General features: G+C 57.0%; 12 protein-coding genes. 7 read left to right on the top strand and 5 right to left on the bottom strand.

The genetic code is table 11. The features are described 5' to 3' along the window. Positions 1-30 precede the first annotated feature (30 nt). Complete coding sequence (locus ACRRQW_RS02685) at positions 31-1263, bottom strand: Fic family protein (RefSeq protein ID WP_438479711.1); 1233 nt, start codon at positions 1261-1263, stop codon at positions 31-33. Between the two features lie 824 nt (positions 1264-2087). Between ACRRQW_RS02685 and mobF the strand changes: the two genes are divergently transcribed. Together mobF and ACRRQW_RS02675 are read left to right on the top strand one after the other, a co-directional pair. Then, the gene (gene mobF, locus ACRRQW_RS02680; protein WP_438479710.1) at positions 2088-4694 is read left to right on the top strand and encodes a MobF family relaxase; all 2607 of its coding nucleotides are present in this window, start codon (positions 2088-2090) and stop codon (positions 4692-4694) included. Continuing rightward, complete coding sequence (locus ACRRQW_RS02675) at positions 4691-5041, top strand: hypothetical protein (protein WP_438479709.1); 351 nt, start codon at positions 4691-4693, stop codon at positions 5039-5041. Before mobF ends, ACRRQW_RS02675 begins: the two co-directional genes overlap by 4 nt. Positions 5042-5066: 25 nt before the next feature. Here the strand turns inward: ACRRQW_RS02675 and ACRRQW_RS02670 are convergent, their stop codons facing one another. Together ACRRQW_RS02670 and ACRRQW_RS02665 are read right to left on the bottom strand one after the other, a co-directional pair. Further along, complete coding sequence (locus ACRRQW_RS02670; protein WP_438479708.1) at positions 5067-5519, bottom strand: hypothetical protein; 453 nt, start codon at positions 5517-5519, stop codon at positions 5067-5069. Positions 5520-5533: 14 nt separating this feature from the next. Then, complete coding sequence (locus ACRRQW_RS02665; protein WP_438479707.1) at positions 5534-6583, bottom strand: hypothetical protein; 1050 nt, start codon at positions 6581-6583, stop codon at positions 5534-5536. 302 nt (positions 6584-6885) lie between these two features. Between ACRRQW_RS02665 and ACRRQW_RS02660 the strand changes: the two genes are divergently transcribed. Then, positions 6886-7902 carry a ComEC/Rec2 family competence protein gene (locus ACRRQW_RS02660; RefSeq protein ID WP_438479706.1) on the top strand — a complete coding sequence of 339 codons (1017 nt, stop codon included), beginning with the start codon at positions 6886-6888 and terminating at the stop codon, positions 7900-7902. Between the two features lie 305 nt (positions 7903-8207). Further along, complete coding sequence (locus ACRRQW_RS02655; protein WP_438479705.1) at positions 8208-8588, top strand: helix-turn-helix domain-containing protein; 381 nt, start codon at positions 8208-8210, stop codon at positions 8586-8588. Between the two features lie 54 nt (positions 8589-8642). Here ACRRQW_RS02655 and ACRRQW_RS02650 read toward each other — a convergent pair whose 3' ends face one another. Further along, positions 8643-10706 (bottom strand): coiled-coil domain-containing protein, encoded by a 2064-nt coding sequence (locus ACRRQW_RS02650; RefSeq protein WP_438479704.1) that lies wholly within the window; start codon positions 10704-10706, stop codon positions 8643-8645. A gap of 9 nt (positions 10707-10715) precedes the next feature. After that, a complete protein-coding gene (locus ACRRQW_RS02645; RefSeq protein WP_438479703.1) occupies positions 10716-12617 on the bottom strand; it encodes an AAA family ATPase in 1902 nt (633 codons plus the stop codon). A 578-nt stretch (positions 12618-13195) separates the two neighbouring features. Between ACRRQW_RS02645 and ACRRQW_RS02640 the strand changes: the two genes are divergently transcribed. Genes ACRRQW_RS02640 through ACRRQW_RS02630 form a run of 3 tightly spaced genes read left to right on the top strand, consistent with a single transcriptional unit; the run spans position 13196 to position 17030 of the window. Continuing rightward, entirely contained in the window at positions 13196-14293 is a 1098-nt protein-coding gene (locus tag ACRRQW_RS02640) for a hypothetical protein (protein WP_438479702.1), read from the top strand. Between the two features lie 8 nt (positions 14294-14301). Next, complete coding sequence (locus tag ACRRQW_RS02635) at positions 14302-16518, top strand: ThiF family adenylyltransferase (protein ID WP_438479701.1); 2217 nt, start codon at positions 14302-14304, stop codon at positions 16516-16518. After that, positions 16515-17030: a hypothetical protein gene (locus ACRRQW_RS02630; RefSeq protein WP_438479700.1), complete on the top strand. Its 516-nt coding sequence runs from the start codon at positions 16515-16517 to the stop codon at positions 17028-17030. The genes ACRRQW_RS02635 and ACRRQW_RS02630 overlap by 4 nt, the downstream gene beginning before the upstream one ends. The last annotated feature ends 7 nt before the right edge of the window (positions 17031-17037 follow it).

The raw sequence follows: 17037 nt of genomic DNA, 5'->3' as shown, positions 1-17037 counted from the left end.
CACGGGAGCGCTACTGACCAGGGATCGTTCTCAGTCTTCGGCAAAGCCATCCTCGTAGGCTTCCTCGATCTGTCTAATTTCTTCGTCCGTGAGTTCAGCAAACTGCTTCCGCTTGTTGTTCGATAGTTTCCCTTGGCCGGCATCGAGCCATTTCATCAAAGAATTCAGGCGCTGGTCTGGGAGATCGACGATCCCGCGAATTTCAGCCCGGGCACGGTCGTAGTGCCTTAAATATCCCAATTCCTTCGGCAACACCTCGACTGCCCGTGCCATCACGGCGATCAGGTATTCGACTTGGCGAGTCAGATCAGGAAACCGCCACAGCGGCTCCACGTGTTCCGGATTAGTCAAAGTCACCTTCTTTGAATCGTCGAAGGTGTAAATCGACCGTTTCATACTTTGGAGGGAAAAATCTTCCAGCGCGTCGTCGTAAGCGTGCAGGTTGTCCAAAATCGCGGCGGAGATGGGTAAAGCGGCCCCACTGGCGGTCACTCCCCGCCGGGCGAGCACATCTTGAAATAAGAACCGGTGGAGTCGTCCGTTGCCGTCTTCAAACGGGTGGATGAATACAAACTGAAAGCCAAGCACGGCGGCCTGCACCAAGGCGGGGACTGATTCCATCCGGACGCCCGCCTGCGCGAGGCCCTCCATCAGTGAGGGCAGCAACTGAGGCGGCACAGTGATGTAGTGGATTTGTTCCCGCATCCCCGGTAAGGTTTCCCCGACGTAATTTTGGAGATCCCGGTAATTTTTTTCTGCATACCGGGGATCCACAATAGTGTTCTGTAAAGCGACCAATCGCTCTAACGAGAGGGCTTGTTCGATCGGCACCTTGCCCGCGTTCCGTAAGGCAGCGATGAAACGTTCTTCGCGCGCGCGGCCTGGTTCTTCGCGTTCGATCAGGTAAGAGGAGCGGGTCTCTTTCGCGTAAAGATAACTGAGCGCACGATGGAGGAGGGCGGGCGGCGTGTCGGCCAGGATGCCTTCGATCTGACCCTTCCAATCTCGAGACAGTCCGGCTTTAACCTCGGCGGTGAGACGGACGATCGGACTGAAGCGAGGTGTTCCCAAGAGGTTGTTTTCCACCCGCCACCGCGGATTTTTCACGGGTTCAGCGGTGACATAGTCGGTGGGATCGAGGGCGGGAATGTAATTTCCGACTAGCCCGTCCATCGGAAGATCGATCCCTGTCAGCAGTTCGTAGAAAAACCCAATCTGTTTGGCATATTTACCGGTGGGACTTTCAAGAATGTAAGCGGCCACTTGCTCGGGAGCTAGGCGTGAAAACACCTCGCGCAAAAACGCTAACTCGACTCCGTCGTATTTTAATCCAAACTCAAGATGGGCGAGCGGATCATCGTAAGGCTTTGGCGTGTATTGCCGGACATAGATTTCCGTTTTCCGACCATCTTTTTTATGGGTGAGCAAAGCGCGGCTCCCCAAATAAGATTCATGCTCCAGTTGGGAGTGTGACAGCTCGAATTTCTGTCTCAGCCAAGTATTCCCAACGGGATCCATGTCCGCATAAAATCATTTAAACTTAATTAAAACAATTAAAAATAGGTTTTTCTGATTTAATTTAATTAAGACGCCTCAATTAAAATGAATTAATTCGAAATAATTTCGATTAAAATTTCACGCATTTAATTAAAATCATTAAAAACCTCCTTGATGCGTCGTGTGATTTATTTATCACGCTCATTTTCAACTGGTTAAGTTATAATCGGTTGATTTGCCGAATTTTAAAGCTAATTCCGCACTGTGCCGAGAGGTTTAACCGAGGCTCATCCGTGCTCAGTCCGATCATTTAAGCAGCATTTGAGTAGTCGTGAAGTAGTGGTGAAGTGGTGGTGGCATTGACCTGTCCTAGCGCACGCTAGGGGTGGCGTGTTCCGACTGGGATAAGTAATAGTTCGGCTTTTGCCGTCAGGATTTCGTTTTTTCTGCGCACTGCTTGAGCCAATTCCATTGGTTGAATTTTGCGCGGAGGAAGTGCATCGCCTCCACATACCAGTGGCTGATTTGAAATTGTATGGGTTTTGAGAACATTCGGCCGGATGGTAAGATTCGATCAACCCTGCATTCTGGTGAGTGGTGCCGTGGAGTATTTCCGCGAGCACATGGCCGTGGGCGATTACCTGACTGAAGACGGCAAAGCGGAAATGACCTGGTTCGGTGCCGGCGCCGATCGACTCGCGTTGCAAGGCCGCTGCCAACTGGAGCACTTCGAAAATCTTTGCCACGGCCTTCACCCGGAGACCGGTGAAAAACTCATGGTCCGCGATAAGGGCGCTCATCGCCGCGTCTGTTTCTTCGGCCAGATTTCTCCGCCGAAAGACGTCTCCTTGCTCTACCTCGTCGGCGGGGATGCGCGGATCGCGGGTTGGTGGCAAGAAGCCGTCGCCGAAACCCTCCACGAAATCGAACTCACCACCGCGACCCGCGTCCGGCGCGACGGCGCCAATGAAGACCGTACGACCGGCAATTTGATCGCGGCCATCGTAACGCACGATGCCAGCCGGGCGTTGGATCCCCAACTGCACACGCACCTCTGCCTCATGAACCTGACTTTCGATCGGGAAGAGGGCCGATGGAAAAGCGTCCAGCCGCAGGCGTTCTTCCGGCATCAGGGTTATTTTCGAGAAGTCTGTTATGCTGCTCTCGCTCGTCGGATGACGGCCGCCGGCTACACCTTGGATTCCCTGCGGTTGCTCGGGTTCAATGTAGCCGGTGTGCCTGCGAGCTTGCGCGACCGTTTCAGCAAACGGCGGCGGAAGATTACCGAGGAGGCCGCGCTCCGTGGGATCACTTCCCAAGATGGATTGCAGGCGCTCACCGGCAGCAGCCGGGCCGCCAAGAGCGCCATCACCTCCGTCCAGTTGAGCGATCGCTGGAAACATGAAGCAGGCGCCGAGTTGGCCGACCTTCACGCCACCATCGCGCGCGCCTCGCACCGCGGGAAGGCTACGCGGGTCATCACCCCCGACGATGCACTCTTGTCCGCCGAGGCACATGTCTTTGAACGCAGGTCCGTCGTGCAAGATCGGCTGCTTTTGCGGGAGGCGCTCATCGCCGGACGTGGTTCGGTTCACGTGGCGGAATTAAAACGAGCGCTCGCCGCTCGCGAAAAGACAGGAGAATTACTTCGCGCCGAACATGAGATCGCCTCGCGCGCAGGGCTTGATGCTGAACAGGAATTTACCGGCTGGGCCAACGCCTCGAAAACGTCCCAGGCCCTCGGAAAAATGCCCGCGTTGGTCGGAATGGGTGACGACCAGAAAAAAGCCATCGCTGGAGTTTTAGCCACCCGGAACAGCGTTGTGATTTTACAGGGCGACGCGGGCACCGGCAAAACAAAGTGCCTGCAGGCCGTTGTCGCCGGCATCAAGCAAGGCGGCGGTCAGGTGTTCGGGTGCGCGCCTTCGTCCGGCGCGACCGACGTGCTACGCCACGAATTATCCGCTGACGCGGACACACTCCAAAAACTCCTCGCGAGCGATACCCTCCAGCGCGAGGTCCGCGGTCGGGTGCTGATCGTGGACGAAGCCAGCCTCATCTCCGTCCGCGAAATGCAGGCCCTCTGCCGCCTTGCTGCCCGCAATGACCATCGACTCATTTTGGTCGGCGATATCAAGCAGCACTATTCCGTAGAGGCTGGTGACGCCCTCCGCTGCCTTCAGGAGTACGCGCGCGTGCCAGTCTTCCGCCTCACTGAAATCCGCCGGCAACGAGCCCCCGCCTACCGTAAAGCCGTAGCCCGGCTCGCCGCTGGCGATGCCTTGGGCGCCTTCAACCGTTTCGAAAAACTCGGTGCCGTACACGAGATCCCCAATGGCACTGCGATGCTGACCGCCGCCGCGATTGACTATGTTCGTACGGTGCGGGCCGGAAAATCCTGCCTCGCGATTTCCCCAGTCTGGTCGGAAATCCATGACTTCAATCGCACCGTCCGCCAGCAACTCCGTGCGGCCGGACTCCTTGCCAAGCAAGGCAAAGCAGTGACCACCGTGCATTCGCTCAAGTGGACGCGGGAGGAGCGCCGTCGGCTCGCCTCTTACCAGCCCGGCGACGTGCTCACTTTCCACCGCGCCACCGATCGTTTTTCCAAGCACGACCGGCTGACGGTGGTGCGTCGGGAGACGCGCGAACTCGTGGTCCGCGATGGATTGGGACGCGAACACCGAATCGATCCGCGTCGCACCAGCGGTTTCGATGTGGGACTGGCCAAGGAAACCGAAATCGCCGTCGGCGATCGGTTGCTCCTCCGTGGCAATCTCCCGGCTGCCGCCCTTAAAAATGGTGACCTCGCCGAAATCAGCGGGTTTGGCCCGCAGGGTGAGGTTACGTTAAAAGACGGACGTTCGATTCCGGATTGGTTTCGGGAATTCACGCATGGCTACGCGACCACCTCCCACGCCGCCCAAGGCAAAACCATTGACCGCGGAATTCTGATCATGGGCGGGGATGGTATCACGACCGGCAACCTCAAACAAGCCTACGTCAGCAACAGCCGCTTTCGCGAAAGTCAGGGGATTTACACCACTGACAGGCAAGGGGCCCGAAATGCGATGATGCGTGCGTCGGATCGGAAACTTTCCTCCGAACTCATGCCGTCTCACGAAACGGTGAACCGCCCTTGGCGCAAACGTTGGGCTCGCCGGCTGGCGCCGTTACTTAAATCGCTTGCCGCATGACGCTCGACCTCGCGCCCGGCCAAAATTCGCCGATTCCAGAACCGCCACCGCCGTGGGGTGAAATCGTCCCGCCGGGCCAGACCTCGCTCGTTCTCCGCATCGTGTTAGCAGACCGTGCGATTTCCTATCCGACCCAAGAACTCCGCCGCTGGGAGCATCGTCAAGGCAACCCCGAGACACTCACGATTTCCGCGGGGCGAGAGGAGATTGCAGTGGAGGGCACCGAACTTGGTGCCTTACGCGCGGCACTCGATCTCGGCCGCGTCGCTGAACTCCGGACGATGTACCCGCGAGCGCGCATCCAACCCGGCCCGCAGATTCGCCGAATCACGATTGAACCTTTGTGACGCATGGCCGCAGTCGTCTTGATTGCTAGTGCGTTGTTCCGAGCGCCAATAAAACCAGACGGCTGCCGAGAAGCACAATGGCGACATGAAGCAGCAACCAGAACAAGCCGGTAGGGAGCCGGTTAATCCAGAGGTAGCGTCTGGCGTTTACTCTTCGCACCTCTTTTTGGTGCCCCACTAAATCGGAACAATCGGAATTGGTGGCCAACAACTTTTGAACGTAGGAATCTGCGAGTGATTTATAGTAATTAATTTTTTCATTCTGCCGCCAGGACAGGAGAACGCCAAAGAGTCCCAAGCCGACAATGGCATACCCAACCAAATCGCGGTGTGGAGAGCTATCGCTGGCGCCAAACGCCAGGATTCCCGCGACGACCGCCATGAGCACGGAACAAAATTGCGAGCGCTGTTCCTCCAGGTGGCGCAGGTGCGTGCTGGCTTCGTCGAGCAGATAGCGAATCATTTCTGGTTTGTTCATAGCGGTGGAAGTGTTCACCGACGCGGTCGGGGTAGCTTGGCCTTCGGTAGCACGTGCCCGAAGATGATCGGGGTAAACAGCGTGATGCAGAGTAGGAGCAACAGTGCATAATTTTGGAAGGGCTCATCCCGTTGGAAATACCGGGACGTGAGGCCGGGCTTGAACGCCTCCGCGCCCAACGGGAACAAGGCGACCACGCCCAATATGGCTTCGAGCTTGGCCGCGAGCCGCACCCAGAGCATGCCGGCGACGGAGGCGATCCCCGCGCCGTAAAGGATCAGGATCACCTGGCTCGCCCGTCGGGTGCTGTGGGCTTCGTATAGCTGAGGAGAGAAGCCTTCCCAAGCCATCCGCATCGGGAACCAAAGCGCGGCCAGCACCAGGCAGACCGTCAGCCAAGCCGCGGGTGTCCGGAGTTCGGCATTGGTAAATTGCTCGCGATGCAGCCCGACTGCGGTGGACGCCGTGACCAGAAAAAGAAAGACCAGAACGGTGGTGAGCAGCAGGAAGTTGCCGATGTAGCACCACCGGCTCCAAGAACGATGTTTGCCCCGCTCCACGATTTCCCGAAGATGATTTTCAAATTGCCACCGAGCGGCGATGGCGGTTGGCGTCTGCTCGACTGGCGGGGTAACGAAGTGGGTGGCTAGGGTAATTTCGTCGGGAATGGAGCTTGCGGCGACGGGCAGCGCGCGCGAGCCGGCGCGCGTTTTCAACTTGGTGTCTAACGTGCTCCGTTTAACTTCGAACACGGCGGGAGTGCCGGGAAGTTCGATCATCACTAACGCAATCAGCGCGATCAAGAAGGCGGCCGTCGCGGAGTAAATCATGGCTAAGCGCCCGTAGCGGCCGCTGCGATAAACGTACATCACCGGCAGTGTGGCGAGCGGGAGAATCGCCCAGCCAAAAAGCACTGGAAACAAATAAAAATGAGCCCACGTTTTGACGATAAGTGTAGTGAGCTCGTCGAATTCGAGCCAGAGCACGTAGAGGGGGATCACCCCCATGAGGAAAAAACCTGCGAAGGCGGCACTGAGCATGACGCGAAGAGGCGGCGTCTTCATGGTACAATTGGGTAAACGGAAGTGGTTGCGTGCATGATGGGCAACGCGTGGTGATGCGCGACTACCTGTAGAGAACCATTTTGACCAAGCACAGTGGAAAATCTGGGGAAAAAATCCTATCTTTTTTTCTAATTCTCCCAACATCGAGCATCAATTTCCCATCCTGATGCCGCGAAAATTCCGTTTCTGTTTCCGCCATTGGTCTGCATCAGTGCGTTGGCCGGACTATGTCTTGAAAAAGGCTTGTACGCGGGCCTTGCATCGACTTGTTTCATCGCACGGGCCAACGGGAGACGATTTTTATGTACACACTCGCACCTTGGATACGCGCGGCGCTACTCGTGCCGCTTTTGTCGGTTTCTTTGGTTCTCGGCTACGCCCAAGAACTCACTGTGAGGGTAGTCGATGTCGGCGCCGGAGAATGTGTGGTGGTCAAAGCCCCGGCCAAGGACGGCAAGCCCCGCTACATGGTTTATGATGCCGGCAATGGTAAAACCGCCTTCGATACCATTCAGGACATCATTCCATCGGGCTCGACGATCGAACTGCTGGTGCTTTCGCACTCCGATGCCGATCACCTCGGTGCGGTCCCGGAAATTCTCGATGATTACCGTGTCAAACGCATTATCCATTCGGGTTATCGTCGTACTACCGATACTTGGAAAGCTGCGAATCAAGCGATCCTCGACGAAGAGAAATACGACGGGGCAAAAAACATCGACCTGTCGCAAACCGAGCTCGTCCCCGGTTCTTCCTTCCGCATTGGCGATGCCACCGCCGTCATGGTGAGTGGCTTTCACAAGCCGCCGGCGGATTGGGACATTAAAACGCAAGGGGAGGAGCGGAACGCCGGCAGCGTCGTGGTTCGTCTGGTCTACGGGAAAAAATCCGTGCTGCTCTGCGGCGACGCGGTGGGCCGGCACATCGAGGACGCCGACGATGTCTGCCTCGCTGCGGAAAAATTCATGGTCGATAACGCAGAGGCCGTGACCATCGACAGTGATGTGATCGTAGCGCCGCATCACGGCGCCGACAACGGCAGCTCGACGCCGTTCATCGAAGCGGTTTCCCCAGAATACGTCATATTCCCGGCCGGTCACAAACACCAACATCCGACCAAAAGCGCTGCGCAACGCTACCTGGCCGCGAAAGTGTCGCTCCAAAAGATATTCCGCACGGATCGGGGTGACCATGAGAAGGGGCCATTCGAATGGGATCACCAGCGCAAGGACGGTGAGAGTGACCGTCCCGGCGACGACGATGTGGAGATCAAGATTACCGCGACCGGAGCCTTGGCCGTCAAATACCTCAACCCGTAGCTCGTTCAGTAGTCGGTAACGCCGGCGTGGTGATCCGCCTGATGCAGATTGCCGCGCCCGCTCCTGTGGTCTGGTCTCGTCTTCATGGCTTTGCCTTCTGATGGATTGTCGGGCATACAACTGCCAGAAACCGCTCGTTATAAGTTTAATGATAATCCGCTCGCTTCGGTTCGCCCGCGCATACCGAAGCGCGGGTTGAAATTCGCCGGTTTGAAAATAGTTGTAGCGGGATGCACCCCTTCGCTCACCTCACGCTATCGTCCGCGCTGCACATGTTTGCATCGTTGCGCAGTCATTAACCTTAAGTGAGCCACCTCCCGCTGATCCGCTTTGCTGGAGTATTTTCCTTTAACGGAGAGGCGCGTCACGTCACCCTCGAAGCAGTCTCCCTGGTCGAAGCTCGCTTGATCGCCGAACGATGGGCGGTGGGAATCACGGGAGAAGCACCGCCTCTGGCCGTCTCTGCCGCACGCACCCTCAGAAAGCACCCGCGCGAAGAAATAGACGATTTCCTGACTTACACTGTCCCCGAAATCGAAGCTGTGTTGAAAATAAGCCGACCGACCATCTACCGCCTGATTGCCCGCAAGATTTTCCGGCCTGTGCCCGGTATCCGACATAAGCTAATCCCACGCGATCAGGTGGTAAAGTTTGTGGCCGGCTCGGGGAAACATGGAAGAAATTAATGTCTTCGCATTTCCCTTGGCGCGTAATGGGATCACCTGCATTTCCCGGAAACCTCAGCTGGTCGGCAAAGCCAACTCCTCTGCTTCGGGTGGCCGTGACAGATCACGTCTAAACAACAGGTCGTTTTCCTTCGAGGCGTCCAGTTGCAAGACGACAAATTTCTTGATATTCACCTCGTCAGGAGGAGGCGTGGTGGTCGTCAAGATGTACTGGAATGGGCAACCGGTTTCGTCGCTCAAATCGACTTCCAGCCGAGCCACCAAGTTAATGAAATTGTGATAAAGCCGGATCGCAAGGTCGGCTTCACGGGGACTGTCATGGAGGAGGAAACTCGGCAGATGGGAGTCAGCGCTCAGGAGATTGAAAACAAGGCAGCTGAGATCCGCCAGCAACACCGCCAGCGTCTCCATCGCTTCGCCGTTCATGGTGCCGCCATGAGTGATCTGAAAGTTGAGTTCCCGATTCTCAAAATTGACGCGCCCGTCGTAGGCCGACGTCGGCAGAACCAGTCGGGCTGCCTGAGAGAATATTTTGCTGAGCAGATGCCGGTGGGAATCGTGATTCGCCAACAGCTGGTTGAGGTGGTTGCGTTCCGTCTCAATGACCGATTTGAGTGAGGCGATTTTATCTGCCGCGTCGCGGAGTTTGGTCAACTTTTCGGGCGCCTGGGTGCGCGCCCCCCATTCCGTGAGCTGAGTGAAGTCGTTTTCGAGCTGCTGCGTTGCATTGGTCAGGGTCTGCACGCGTTCGCTCAAACCGCGTTGCACGCCATTGAGCTGCTGGCGCGTGCGTTCGGCCGTCTCAAGTTTTGATTGCAGCTCGCTTTTCTGACGCGACAGCCGTTGTTGCGCGTTAGCCCGCTCAGCCTCCATTTGTTCAAGCGAGTGGGTGTCCCTTAATTCGTTGGGCAGAATCTGGCGTCGGCGTTCCCGGACGTAACTACATTCCCCGATGATCACATCTCCGAACGGGCAGAGCCTGGTTCTGTTTTCTTCGGTCTGATTGTCTAATTGGGAGGCCTGATTTAAACCGGACTGAATGGATCCGACGGCTTTGTGACCTAGGGCGAAAAGCGCTTCGATCTCGTTCACGTCGGCACGAGTTGCGGCAATCAGCTCATTGACGGCATCCAGTTTCTGCTGGATACCCTCCGCTTCTTCATGCAGCGAGTTGAGCGTTTCTTGGGTCAAAAACTTCGCTTTCTCCACGTACTTTTTCAAGTCGGGCAAGAGATCTCCCGACAGAACCGGGGTCTCACTGATGCCCTCGGCGTCCTCGGGAAGACGGGCTTTCAACGTGGCCCGGACGCGTTGATCGTAATGATTTCGCCAGAACTCGGGCTCGCGTTTTAACGATTCATAGTTCGCCTCAGTCTGCTCCAGTTTCCGCAAGTTGGCGGCCATCAGTTCCTCGGTGCCGAGTTCATCGGGAAGATACAGGCCAAGCACCACCCGCATAACGAACAGGGGATCGGCTTTGGGAAAGCGGAACGATGGCCACTCCGATTCGCTGCGGGGCGAGCGCCATTCATAGATATTTTGGAAGCGGGCTTCTTGATCCCGCGCGCACCAGGCCAGAATGTGCCCCCATTTAATCTCCTCCTGAGTTCGTACTACAGTGGCGGTCCTGAGTCCGTGGACGCGGCGCGCCAGCTGGATCTGGCTAGGATAGGAGTCCTGGTAAGCGGGTTCGCCCTTCTGGGTGGCGACCTGCTCGACGGTGCCGTCGCGCAAAATCCAAGAGTTCCGATTTTCACCGAGCGGACGAAGCACCGCCCACTGCACCCCTTCGATCATGATTTCGGCCGCGACGTAGCCATTGGGAAAAGACGCCTTGATCGCCTGCATGCCCGCGCGGTTCGAGTACGTTTTCTCCCCGAGCACGTAGCGGAGGAGCCGGCAAAAAGTGGTTTTGCCGGCGCTATGCCCGGCGATGTCGGTCTTGTCGGTGGTGGATTCCGGCTCTTCTGCCCAGATGATGTTCAAGCCACGACGAAGAGGAATGTCGCGAATGATATCCGGTTTCGGCTGCAAACGGCCAAAAATCACCAGCCGCTTGACCCAGACATCCGGAGTTTTTTTGATTGGGGTCTTGGGCAGCTGGTCGAGGAAAGACATTGGGGAGGGTTATGTCGCGACGTACCTCGTTCGGAGTTGTTCGAACGAGCGATTCGCAAAGGATTTTTCCGCCGTCGGCCCACGGCTCCATTTACTCTCTTTCATTACGTCGAAGACCGACAAGGCAAATAGTGCCATGGGCACGTAATTGACCGGAATCGAATCGCAAATCTTTTGGAATTCCGGGCCCTTTCTCACCATCTGCACGGTCTCGTGCATGGTGCACACGATCGCCCGGCGTTTTTCCAAATAACGCAGGCACTGTGTCCATCTCAGTCCGGTCTGCTCGATTAAATTGATATGACTGCTGATCCTTGAAAACATCTCGTCCAGTTTCCGGGTAGGTCTGGTGCCTGCCAGCGGGCGGGAAATGGCGGGATGAGTGGCGAGGATCAAGGTGTCGAGGAGGTCGGAACGGCTCATCGCTCCGCGGACATCGAGTAGATTGAGGGTGAGGGCCAGCACCATTTCATCGGCAGGATTGGCCGGAAACGCCTCGGCGAATGGCGCGTGCTCGTTGGGTTTTGGTTCAGGGATACTTGGACCTCCTCCAAAAAGACGCGGCGTGATCATCGATTGGAACGCGGGGGCGGTGAAATGAGGTACGCCGCCAAACTTGCCATCCAAGTAGCTTCGCCGGATATCGAGGTCATACCGAATGCCGCTGAATTCCGCTAGGCTGCGCATGGTGGAGGCACCCGATGCGTTTTTTTCCATGAACCAGATTTCGTCACGACGCAGCAGTTGCTGATCCAACAAGGTGACGTCATGCGTCGTGAATATCAGCTGGCTCCGGGCCTCCGCGTGCATCGCATTGAGATAGCCTTGTACAAGATGCTTGGCGAGTTGGGCGTGCAGGCTGCGATCGAGTTCATCGATGATAAAAACTTTCGGCCGGCCCGGCCTGACCATTTCGAAAAATGCCGGCAACAGGTCGAGGAACCTCTGCGTTCCTTCCGACTCATTCGTCAGCTCGAACCGCACCTTTTTACCGCTGCGTGACAAATGATGGGTGTGGATGCGCGAGACGCGGAGTTCGCCGTGATGGCGGGTGATGGAGAAGCGGCGGCCGTCAGGGGAGAGGACAAAAGTTGACTGCCGATCCGCCAAATTTTTCTGAATCTCTTCTTTCAGTTCCGCAGGGACGGGGAAATCCTCCCAGCTTACCCGTTCAAGCTGTACTTCCTCCACGCCCGTTCCCGCCGTGCGCAAGGTTTCGTTGCAAAATTCCAGCAGCCCAGTGGTGGTCGGAAGATTGAACTCAAGTTTGCGCAGGGTGGTTTCAGGCAGCATGAGGGCGAGTTGCTCGCTGAACCAGCCGCAGATGAGATCGATCACTGGAAGCTGCTTACCGCGCAATGCGCCTAGGAACAGTTGATTGGGCAGGGTATCCCGGGTTTTAAAGCCGATGAAATCGCGATCGTTCGCCCTAGTCCTGTCCTGAAGACCTTCGACGTCCCACTCCTGCATGGTACGAAGTGTCAGGCGGGAGTACAGCAACGTCGCCTGCTGGTTGCCGAGTTCCTCGAGCTTTTCTTCAATGATTCCGCGACGGGTGACGGCGATGGTGAGACGGTAAATGGTATCAGCGGGCAGAATTTCGATGACGAAACGGGAGGGTTTCCCTTCGCTTTCGCCATCATCGAGCTTGAACGGCTCTATCGGCAGCGCCTCGTCCGGAGATTGCGGAGACTGGAGAACCAATTTGCGGACGAGCAAGATTGCCCGATAGAAATTCGACTTTCCGGACGCATTTGCGCCAAGGATAGCCGCCGCCGGAACCAGTTTCGTTCCACTCGGCTGATGCGTAAAGACGCGGTGCCCGTGCTGCCTTTCTCGGGTTGCTCGGGTCGTGAAATCTACTGAGTCCTTGAAGGACAATAGATTAGAGACAGAAAAGGAAACCAGCATAGTTGAGGATTAATGGTAGCTTACCGATTTAACGGGGATTGTCGAGGTTCATCATTTGTGAGTGAGAAAAAATCTCGCTCGGGAAAAACGAAAAAGCCACTTGACTGGGGGATTTTCCGGGTTATCGCTAAGTGTGCTTACCGAGGTTGTCCGTCTTTATCCGGGCGCTCCTCGGTCTATTAATCATACTTTAACATGGCGAATCGAACTACAGCTTTATGTAGCCTGCTGCGCGGTCCTGACCTGACCGACCTGCAGATTCTTGCCGGCCATTCTCTGGCGCGGGAAAAGAAGAGCCCCTACAATCGTCGCCGATTATAGGGGCCTTTCTGTTGACAGCTTACTTTACGTCGGAAGAGCGCGCTAACGCCCTTGCGACTTTCGGCTCACATTGTTTGAGCCGGTTCAGCGAATCGTAATCAAGCGAGAAGTTGACCGGCCTGGGCGAGCGTGGGTTCCACGTCACCTTTCGATTTCCGTCCGCTGCCGCTTCGCAATCGGTGAGCACCGGCGCCTAATTTCTCTCGATTGCCCCATGCCAGGGGCGCGTTTGCCGCCTGCGCATCCGTTAGACCATCATGAATAAGATCACTGTTTATCCATTGGGTAATGCCGACACCTGTCTGCTCACCCTCGACCATAAATACATGCTTTGCGACTACGCCGCCAAGCGTAACCCGGACGACCCTGACGACCGACGCTGCAATCTGGCCGAGGATATTAAAGAAGACATTAACTATCCGTTGCGCGATCACATCGAGACCGTGGCGTTTACCCACCTCGATGACGACCACATCTGCGGGGCCAGCGAATTCTTCTTCCTGGAGCACGCCGAAAAGTACCAAGGCGAAGGCCGCGTGAAAATTGACGAACTGTGGGTGCCGGCCTCAGCCATCACCGAAGAGGGCGCCGAGGATGAAGCGCGCATTATTCGCCAGGAGGCCCGCCATCGTTTGAAGCAGGGTTGGGGCATTCGCGTCTTTTCTCGACCAGCCCATCTCAAAGCCTGGCTCGAGAAAGAGGGACTTTCGCTCGAGAGCCGCGCCCACCTCATTACCGACGCAGGGCGATTGGTGCCGGGCTGGTCGAAAGAAACCGACGGCGTCGAGTTCTTCGTGCACTCGCCGTTTGGCGAGCGCGACGGCACCGTCGTGCTGGATCGCAATGAACGTTCGCTGGTTTTCCAAGCGACCTTCCGCGCAGGCAATACCAAGTTTCTGATGGCCGCGGACACGCCTTGGGATATTTGGACAAAAATTGTCCGCATCACGCGGATGCATGGTAATGCCCATCGTCTGGCGTGGGACGTGTACAAGCTGCCTCACCATTGCAGTTACCTGACTCTTTCGCCCGAGAAAGGAACCACCGAAACCAAGCCTACCTCGGAAGTGCAATGGCTGCTCGACCAAGGCCAGCGCGGGGCGATCGTCATTTCGACCAGCAAGCCTATCGATGCCGTCGAGGACAAGCATCCGCCGCATTTTCAGGCCAAGAATTGCTACCTCACCAATCTCACTGCGAAAGCCGGGAAGTTTAAAGTGACCATGGAGCATCCCAACCGGGTTTCCCCGGCGCGGATGGTCATCAAGGTTACGGCCGCCGGTGCCAGCCTCGAAACGGCCGCCGGAATTGGTTCGGGGGTGTTGGTGGGTGCGGCGGCTCCCCGTGTCGGCTGACTCAGCGCATGAAAGCCAACGCTCTCTCGCGTTATTTCGATCATCCGCGCACGGCTGTCCGCGCGCGGATGATCTCCGGCTCTCGGAAAGGGGCGGATGAAATTTTTGTCATCGAGGTGGATGTCGATCTGCCCCAACGCCCTTTGTACAAGATCAACAAAACTGAACGCGTCGAAATCCGGATGCCGGACGACGATAGCATCCCGCGCGTTTATGCGTTACGCAAAACTTTGCCCGCGCTGCCCCATACTATGGCGGGTGAATCGCCTTATCCGCGACAACTCTGCCTGTACGAACGTCCTTGGTCCGAAGAACGCACCAACTGGTCGCCGCGGTCGTTTGTTGAAAGGGTTCGTCGTTGGTTTTCGGGGACCGCGGATGGAACCCTGCATCCGGATGACCAACCCCTCGAACCGGTCTTGCAGCATAGTCCGTTGAATATCGTGCTGCCGGCGATTCCCTTTGCGCCGGGAGTACGTTGCCGTCTCGAGCGGCTTTTCATTCTGGCTCGCCGCCGGGAATTTTTGGTTGCCCGCCGGGAGCGGCCGGAAGGACTGGCCGCAGACGTGAAGCCATTCCCCGTGGTGATTGTCCAGGCGCCGACGGTTCACCACGGACTTATGCACCGTTTACCGCTGACACTCGGTGACCTCGAATCGCTCCTGGCTGGAATGGGAGGGTCGTTAGTCCAGGCTATTGCGACTCAACTTGAAAAAATTCGTGATGAGGTAAAGGCGCTGCCCGAGCAGCCACTCTTGCTGGTCTTGGAGCTGCCGAAGACCCGCCAACCCGGCGGCCCCGTGGAAACTGTCGAACATCGGGCGTTTTTTGTCGGCAAAACGCTCGCAGAGGTGTTTGCCACCGAAACCGTTCAGGTGAAGGAGGGAGCCCTTTACGTGCCCAAAACAAAGGAATTGTTCATGGATCCAAGCCGACTGAAGACGGTGCAAATCCTACCGCTTTCGGTACGCTGGCACCTGAACCCCGAGTCGGCCGCGGCCATGAATGGCCATCGGTCTTCCTCCCTTAAAATCGTCTCGATTGGGGCCGGAGCGCTTGGTTCGCAAGTGAGCAATAATTTGTGGCGGGGCGGATTTGGCGAATGGACCATTGTCGACGATGACCACTACGAAGCGCACAATCCGGCCCGCCACTTGTTTAGTTCCGAGGCGGTCGGCCTTCCGAAAGCCGCGGTATTGGCCAAGACGATGGCGGCAGTCTTTCCGGATCGACCAGAACCTGGCCACTTGGTGTGCAACTACCTGTCTGCGGGGACTGAGGCGGGAAAGCTTTCGATGGCACTCAAGAGCGCTGAATTGATTCTCGATTTTTCGGCCTCCGTCACCGTGGAACGCCGACTCGCGGTTGACGAGCAAACCAATGCCCGTCGGGCATCGGTTTTTCTCAATCAACGGGGTGATGAATCGGTGTTGCTGATCGAGGACACGGAGCGACACCAGAATCTTTTCTGGTTAGAAGCTTTGTATTACCGGGCAGTGGCGTACGACCCGCACTTGCGTGGGCATTTTGACGATGCCGGGGCGGTGGCCCATCGTTATGGCAACGGTTGCCGTGAGATCAGCACCGTTGTGCCGCAGGACGGGGTGGCGTTGCACGCCGCGCAGCTTTCGCATGCGATCCGCAAGGCGTCCGCTGCGCGGCAAGCTGCCGTGGTCGTTTATCGATGGTCACGCGACACGGGCGCGACCACCGTAGTTTCCGTTCCGATGGCAAGCCCTTACGCGGTCACTTCCGCGGGTTGGCAAATCTTGCTGCATCCGGAGGTTGTCATCCGGCTTGCGGCCTTGCGTGGCGAAAACCTGCCTAATGAGACTGGCGGTGTGCTGATGGGCCTAGTCGATCGCACACATCGATCGATTGCGGTGGTCGGCCTAATGCCCGCGCCCTCGGACAGCATGGTCTGGCCGACTAGTTTCAGTCGTGGGAGCAACGGACTGTCCGCCGAAGTCGCTCGTCTTGGGAAACGTACACTTGGCAACCTGACTTATCTCGGGGAATGGCACAGCCATCCCGAGGGATGTGACTCGTCGCCCAGTGCGCAGGACGTGATCGCGGTCGCGATGTGCGCACCGAACACCCGCGCGGATGCTCTGCCCACCCTGATGATGATCGTCGCGGCGGACGACGTGAGCTTTGTACTCCAACCCACCGATGAAGATAAACTGTATCTCACCAAGATCCACCTGCCTCTGCCCAGCCTATGAAACGCGTATATTTTTTCCTCCTTGCCTGTCTCGCCCTCGAAACCTGGGGCGTCACGCTGGTTTTTTCCGGTCAAATCCCACCATGGCTGATCCCGTTTGAAGTGGGCTGCCTGTGCCTGCTCACCGCGGGTATTGGGGGAATCGTTTACTGCCTTCGCGGACTGTACGTTAACACCTGCGCCGGTGCGGGGTGGAACGAGCGTTGGATGTTGTGGTATTTTACGCGGCCGATCGTGAGTCTCGTCTGTGGGGCCGTTAGCTACTTACTCCTCAAGGCCGGCCTGTTGGTGCTGGATTCAGCACCGCGGGCGGAAAGCAACCACCTCGGCTTTTATGTCCTCGCCTTCATTGCCGGTCTCAATGTCGACAAGTTCCTGACTAAAATAGAAGAAGTCGCACAAACGACTTGGGGCATTGAGAAGTCTCGCTCGGCGCGGGTCCAGGATCTCGCCCCGGCCTCACCCGCGACGGGAACGCAAATGCCGGCACCCGCTAAGGAGGCCGTTTCCTAGTCACGTT

The organism is Oleiharenicola lentus, from assembly GCF_051660365.1.
Lineage (GTDB): Bacteria > Verrucomicrobiota > Verrucomicrobiia > Opitutales > Opitutaceae > Lacunisphaera > Lacunisphaera lenta_A.
This window is presented reverse-complemented; position numbering and strand designations above follow the sequence as displayed.